This is a genomic window from Methylobacterium sp. WL103 (assembly GCF_008039885.1).
Taxonomy (GTDB): domain Bacteria; phylum Pseudomonadota; class Alphaproteobacteria; order Rhizobiales; family Beijerinckiaceae; genus Methylobacterium; species Methylobacterium cerastii.
Genome location: NZ_VRUX01001012.1, coordinates 1 through 949 on the forward strand (window position 1 = coordinate 1; position 949 = coordinate 949).

At 72.6% G+C, this 949-nt stretch carries 1 protein-coding gene and 1 pseudogene; both read right to left on the reverse strand.

Features of this window, described 5'->3' with window-relative positions:
* Positions 1 to 636, reverse strand: a 636-nt coding sequence (gene panC, locus FV222_RS27410) for a pantoate--beta-alanine ligase (RefSeq protein WP_147816287.1), incomplete at its 3' end; no start/stop codon positions are given.
* Positions 637 to 765: 129 nt separating this feature from the next.
* Positions 766 to 949, reverse strand: a pseudogene (locus tag FV222_RS27415) (hypothetical protein); the annotation flags it as partial.

Genomic DNA, 949 nt, shown 5'->3' on the forward strand with positions numbered 1-949 from the left:
CGCGTGGAGCGTCGGCGCGGCCGCCCGCTCGGCGGGCGCGAGGTAGCGGTTGCGCGAGGACAGGGCGAGGCCGTCCGCCTCGCGGACCGTCGGCATGCCGTGGATCGCGACGCCCATGTCGAGGTCGGCCACCGCGCGGCGGATCACCTGCAACTGCTGGAAATCCTTCTCGCCGAACAGGGCGGCGTCCGGCCGGACCTGGTTGAGGAGCTTCGTCACCACCGTGGCGACGCCGGAGAAGTGGCCGGGCCGGAACGCGCCGCACAGGCCCTCGGTGAGGCCGCCGACCGTGATCTGCGTGGCGAAGCCGGGCGGGTACATCGTGCCGGCCTCCGGCATCCAGGCCAGGTCCGCTCCTGCCTCGCCGAGCATCGCGAGGTCGCTCGCGGCGTCGCGCGGATAGCGGGCGAAATCCTCGGTCGGGCCGAACTGGGTCGGGTTGACGAAGACGCTCGCCACCACCCGCGCGCCCAACGTCCGCGCATGGGCGACCAGCGCGAGATGGCCGCGATGTAGCGCCCCCATGGTGGGCACCAGCACGACGCGCTCCCCTTTCGCGCGCCATGCCGCCACCGTTTCCCGCAGGGCGGCGGGATCGGAGATGGCCCGCGTGTCGGCGGTGGATCGAGAGGGCATGGGCGGCTCCGGCGAGGTCGGCGGACGCTGCCTTAAGCTGCCTCTCCCCGGCATGCCAGCATCGCCCGTCGATTTGTCGAGATCCGTCGACTCACCGAGAACCCTAGCGGACGAGGTCTGCGATCGCCGTCACCGGCAATACGGCAGCAGCGGCCGGCCGAACGGATCGTCGACGCCCAGCGGCGGCGTGAAGCCGTAATAGCTCGGCTTCGACAGGCCGTAGGTCGATCCGACGTAGCTCGGGTCGTCGGGAGCGTTGGTCGGCACCGGCACGCGGCGCGGCAGGCAGCCGGCGCGACGCACGGGCAGGGGG